The organism is Methylobacillus draconifructus (genome assembly GCF_045984385.1).
GTDB lineage: Bacteria > Pseudomonadota > Gammaproteobacteria > Burkholderiales > Methylophilaceae > Methylobacillus > Methylobacillus flagellatus_A.
Genome location: NZ_JBJQIJ010000010.1, coordinates 1 through 5,461, shown reverse-complemented (window position 1 = coordinate 5,461; position 5,461 = coordinate 1). Strand labels below are relative to the sequence as shown.

Below are 5,461 nucleotides of genomic sequence, written 5' to 3'. Positions count from 1 at the left end.
AATAAAAGTCTGGCGGTGACCTACTTTCGCATGCGAGGTGCATACTATCATTGGCGCGGAATCGTTTCACGGCCCTGTTCGAGATGGGAAGGGGTGGTTCCAATTCGCTATGGCCGCCAGACATAACCGGTAGTCCATGTGCGGTGCACATGCACTGATATCTGATGGAATTTGCGTAGCAAATTCGTCTTCAACAAACAGAAGAAGTAAAGATGGTATTTTGATTGCTGCTTTGTCAGCGCCTTGATTCAAGTTTCAAGGTTATAGGATCAAGCCTCACGAGCAATTAGTATCGGTTAGCTTAACGCATTACTGCGCTTCCACACCCGACCTATCAACGTCCTGGTCTCGAACGACTCTTTAGTGTGCTCAAGGCACAAGGGAAGTCTCATCTTGAGGCAAGTTTCGCGCTTAGATGCTTTCAGCGCTTATCTCTTCCACACTTAGCTACCCGGCGATGCCACTGGCGTGACAACCGGTCCACCAGAGGTGTGTCCACTCCGGTCCTCTCGTACTAGGAGCAGCCCCCCTCAAACTTCCAACGCCCACGGCAGATAGGGACCAAACTGTCTCACGACGTTTTAAACCCAGCTCACGTACCACTTTAAATGGCGAACAGCCATACCCTTGGGACCGGCTACAGCCCCAGGATGTGATGAGCCGACATCGAGGTGCCAAACTCCCCCGTCGATATGAACTCTTGGGAGGAATCAGCCTGTTATCCCCAGAGTACCTTTTATCCGTTGAGCGATGGCCCTTCCATACAGAACCACCGGATCACTATGACCTGCTTTCGCACCTGCTCGACCTGTCCGTCTCGCAGTCAAGCAACCTTATGCCATTGCACTATCAGTACGATTTCCGACCGTACCTAGGTTACCTTCGCACTCCTCCGTTACTCTTTGGGAGGAGACCGCCCCAGTCAAACTGCCCACCATGCACGGTCCCCGATCCGGATTACGGACCTAGGTTAGAACCTCAACAACATCAGGGTGGTATTTCAAGGATGGCTCCATAGGAACTGGCGTCCCTACTTCAAAGCCTCCCACCTATCCTACACAAATCTTGTCAAAGTCCAATGCAAAGCTACAGTAAAGGTTCATGGGGTCTTTCCGTCTAGCCGCGGGTAGATTGCATCTTCACAAACATTTCAACTTCGCTGAGTCCCGAGAGGAGACAGTGTGGCCATCGTTACGCCATTCGTGCGGGTCGGAACTTACCCGACAAGGAATTTCGCTACCTTAGGACCGTTATAGTTACGGCCGCCGTTTACCGGGGCTTCGATCAAGAGCTTGCACCCCATCACTTAACCTTCCGGCACCGGGCAGGCGTCACACCGTATACGTCCACTTTCGTGTTTGCACAGTGCTGTGTTTTTATTAAACAGTCGCAGCCACCTTTTCACTGCAACCCCATCAAGCTCCGGACGCGAGGTCCTTCACCCTACCGGGGCGCACCTTCTCCCGAAGTTACGGTGCTAATTTGCCGAGTTCCTTCTCCCGGGTTCTCTCAAGCGCCTTAGAATTCTCATCCTGCCCACCTGTGTCGGTTTGCGGTACGGTTCACATATACCTGAAGCTTAGTGGCTTTTCTTGGAAGCTTGGTATCAATCACTTCGTCTCACAAGGAGACTCGTCGTCACGCCTCAGTCTTAACCTCCCGGATTTGCCTAAGAGATCAACCTACACGCTTAAACCACCTATTCCAACAGATGGCTGACCTAACCTTCTCCGTCCCCACATCGCAGTATATGTAAGTACAGGAATATTAACCTGTTTCCCATCAGCTACGCATCTCTGCCTCACCTTAGGGGCCGACTCACCCTGCGCCGATGAACGTTGCGCAGGAAACCTTGGGCTTTCGGCGAGGGAGCTTTTCACTCCCTTTATCGCTACTCATGTCAGCATTCGCACTTCTGATACCTCCAGCATTCCTCACAGAACACCTTCGCAGGCCTACAGAACGCTCTCCTACCATGCTAGTAAACTAGCATCCGCAGCTTCGGTTACGTGCTTAGCCCCGTTACATCTTCCGCGCGGGACGACTCGACCAGTGAGCTATTACGCTTTCTTTAAAGGATGGCTGCTTCTAAGCCAACCTCCTGGCTGTCTGTGCCTTCCCACTTCGTTTTCCACTTAGCACGTCATTAGGGACCTTAGCTGGCGGTCTGGGTTGTTTCCCTCTTGTCCACGGACGTTAGCACCCATGGACTGTCTCCTGTGATTGCACTTCTCGGTATTCGGAGTTTGCCATGGTTTGGTAAGCTCTTATGAGCCCCCTAGCCATAACAGTGCTCTACCCCCGAGAGTGAGACACAAGGCACTACCTAAATAGCTTTCGGAGAGAACCAGCTATCTCCAAGTTTGTTTAGCCTTTCACCCCTATCCACAGCTCATCCCCTAATTTTTCAACATTAGTGGGTTCGGACCTCCAGTACCTGTTACGGCACCTTCATCCTGGCCATGGATAGATCACTTGGTTTCGGGTCTACACCCAGCAACTGAACGCCCTATTCGGACTCGCTTTCGCTACGCCTCCCCTATCGGTTAAGCTTGCTACTGAATGTAAGTCGCTGACCCATTATACAAAAGGTACGCAGTCACCCCTTACGAGGCTCCCACTGTTTGTATGCATGCGGTTTCAGGTTCTATTTCACTCCCCTCCCGGGGTTCTTTTCGCCTTTCCCTCACGGTACTGGTTCACTATCGGTCGATTACGAGTATTTAGCCTTGGAGGATGGTCCCCCCATGTTCAGACAGGATTTCACGTGTCCCGCCCTACTTGTCGTTACCCTAGTTCCACATACGGGATTTCATATACGGGGCTATCACCCACTATGGCCGGACTTTCCATTCCGTTCTATTATCGCGTATGCTAAAAGTAACAGGCTTTTCCGGGTTCGCTCGCCACTACTTCCGGAATCTCGGTTGATTTCTTTTCCTCGAGCTACTTAGATGTTTCAGTTCACTCGGTTCGCCACCGCCCTCCTATATATTCAGAGGGGGTTACCCTTGCGGGTGGGTTTCCCCATTCGGACATTCCCGGATCAAAGCTTGTTTGCCAGCTCCCCGAGACTTTACGCAGGCTACCACGTCCTTCATCGCCTGTAATCGCCAAGGCATCCACCACATGCACTTATTCGCTTGACCCTATAACGTTGAATCCTGAACCCTTTTAAATTCAAGAACATGACTGACGAGTAGTAGTCAGTCCGTTATAGGCTGCTTCTAAAGCACTATCGAACCACGTTAAAAAAACAACGCTGTTCAATGTTTTGATTTCTGCAATCAAATTACCCATTGAATGTTTCAGACCTCATCACAAAGTCTTACTTCATTCTCTTTACTTCTTCCATTTTGTTAAAGATCAATCTAGCTTGTAAAAGCCAGACATAAAGACAGCACGCTGCGCTTATGTCTAACTTTTTAACAAAGAGTTGGTGGAGGATGACGGGATCGAACCGACGACCCCCTGCTTGCAAAGCAGGTGCTCTCCCAGCTGAGCTAATCCCCCTCTGAACTTCGCATTACTTCGTTACTCATCTTCTTACATACCAAAGTATGCGGAGAAGATTCGCGCCTCGTACTACTCGTCCACTTGATAATGCGTTGGTGGGTCTGGTTGGGCTCGAACCAACGACCCCCGCCTTATCAAGACGGTGCTCTAACCAGCTGAGCTACAGACCCTTAAGGCCAATCTTTGTTGCGCTCTTTAAACAACCGATAAGTGTGAATGCTTGCAAGCAAGGCATACTCTAGAAAGGAGGTGATCCAGCCGCACCTTCCGATACGGCTACCTTGTTACGACTTCACCCCAGTCATGAATCCCACCGTGGTAAGCGCCCTCCTTGCGGTTAGGCTACCTACTTCTGGTGAAACCCACTCCCATGGTGTGACGGGCGGTGTGTACAAGGCCCGGGAACGTATTCACCGCGACATGCTGATCCGCGATTACTAGCGATTCCGACTTCATGCAGTCGAGTTGCAGACTGCAATCCGGACTACGATCGGCTTTCTGAGATTAGCTCCCCCTCGCGGGTTGGCAACCCTCTGTACCGACCATTGTATTACGTGTGAAGCCCTGGCCATAAGGGCCATGAGGACTTGACGTCATCCCCACCTTCCTCCGGTTTGTCACCGGCAGTCCCAATAAAGTGCCCAACTGAATGATGGCAATTATTGGCAAGGGTTGCGCTCGTTGCGGGACTTAACCCAACATCTCACGACACGAGCTGACGACAGCCATGCAGCACCTGTGTCCACTTTCCCTTTCGGGCACCTAATGCATCTCTGCTTCGTTAGTGGCATGTCAAGGCCAGGTAAGGTTTTTCGCGTTGCATCGAATTAATCCACATAATCCACCGCTTGTGCGGGCCCCCGTCAATTCCTTTGAGTTTTAATCTTGCGACCGTACTCCCCAGGCGGTCAACTTCACGCGTTAGCTGCGTTACTAATGGATTTTACTCCACCAACAACTAGTTGACATCGTTTAGGGCGTGGACTACCAGGGTATCTAATCCTGTTTGCTCCCCACGCTTTCGAGCATGAGCGTCAGTATTAGGCCAGGAGGCTGCCTTCGCCATTGGTATTCCTCCACATCTCTACGCATTTCACTGCTACACGTGGAATTCTACCTCCCTCTCCTATACTCTAGCCTTGCAGTTTCAAACGCAGTTCCCAGGTTGAGCCCGGGGCTTTCACATCTGACTTGCAAAACCGCCTGCGCTCGCTTTACGCCCAGTAATTCCGATTAACGCTCGCACCCTACGTATTACCGCGGCTGCTGGCACGTAGTTAGCCGGTGCTTCTTATCAAGGTACCGTCATCCTCATCTAGTATTAGTAGATAAGTTTTCTTTCCTTGCGAAAGAGCTTTACAACCCGAAGGCCTTCTTCACTCACGCGGCATGGCTGGATCAGGCTTTCGCCCATTGTCCAAAATTCCCCACTGCTGCCTCCCGTAGGAGTCTGGGCCGTGTCTCAGTCCCAGTGTGGCTGATCATCCTCTCAGACCAGCTACTGATCGTCGCCTTGGTAGGCTTTTACCCCACCAACTAGCTAATCAGATATCGGCCGCTCCATTAACGTGAGGTCCGAAGATCCCCCACTTTCCCCCTCAGGGCGTATGCGGTATTAGCTAATCTTTCGACTAGTTATCCCCCATTATTGGACACGTTCCGATATATTACTCACCCGTTCGCCACTCGCCATCAGAGTGCAAGCACTCCATGCTGCCGTTCGACTTGCATGTGTAAAGCATGCCGCCAGCGTTCAATCTGAGCCAGGATCAAACTCTTCAGTTTAATTCCGACTATTACTTGTGACCTCTTTCGAGGTCGGTATATCGCTTGGCTTAATCTCAAATGAATCTTAGGTGTAACTTAAAAAGTTACAGATTTCATTTAAGTGTTAAGCACTTGTTTGTTGAGTTTTGGATACACATTAACTATGTATCTTTTGCAC

The 5,461-nt window shown here is 50.7% G+C and carries 2 tRNA genes and 3 rRNA genes; all 5 read right to left on the bottom strand.

The features are described from left to right. Positions 1-7: 7 nt before the first annotated feature. Positions 8-121, bottom strand: a 5S ribosomal RNA gene (gene rrf / locus ACKF11_RS15270). Between the two features lie 144 nt (positions 122-265). Next, positions 266-3,149, bottom strand: a 23S ribosomal RNA gene (locus ACKF11_RS15265). A gap of 288 nt (positions 3,150-3,437) precedes the next feature. Then, positions 3,438-3,513 (bottom strand) — tRNA-Ala (locus tag ACKF11_RS15260). A gap of 96 nt (positions 3,514-3,609) precedes the next feature. After that, positions 3,610-3,686: transfer RNA gene (locus ACKF11_RS15255), tRNA-Ile, on the bottom strand. Positions 3,687-3,758: 72 nt separating this feature from the next. Further along, positions 3,759-5,301 (bottom strand): 16S ribosomal RNA (locus tag ACKF11_RS15250). The 16S, 23S and 5S rRNA genes sit together here with 2 tRNA genes alongside, the layout of an rRNA operon. Between the last annotated feature and the right edge of the window lie 160 nt (positions 5,302-5,461).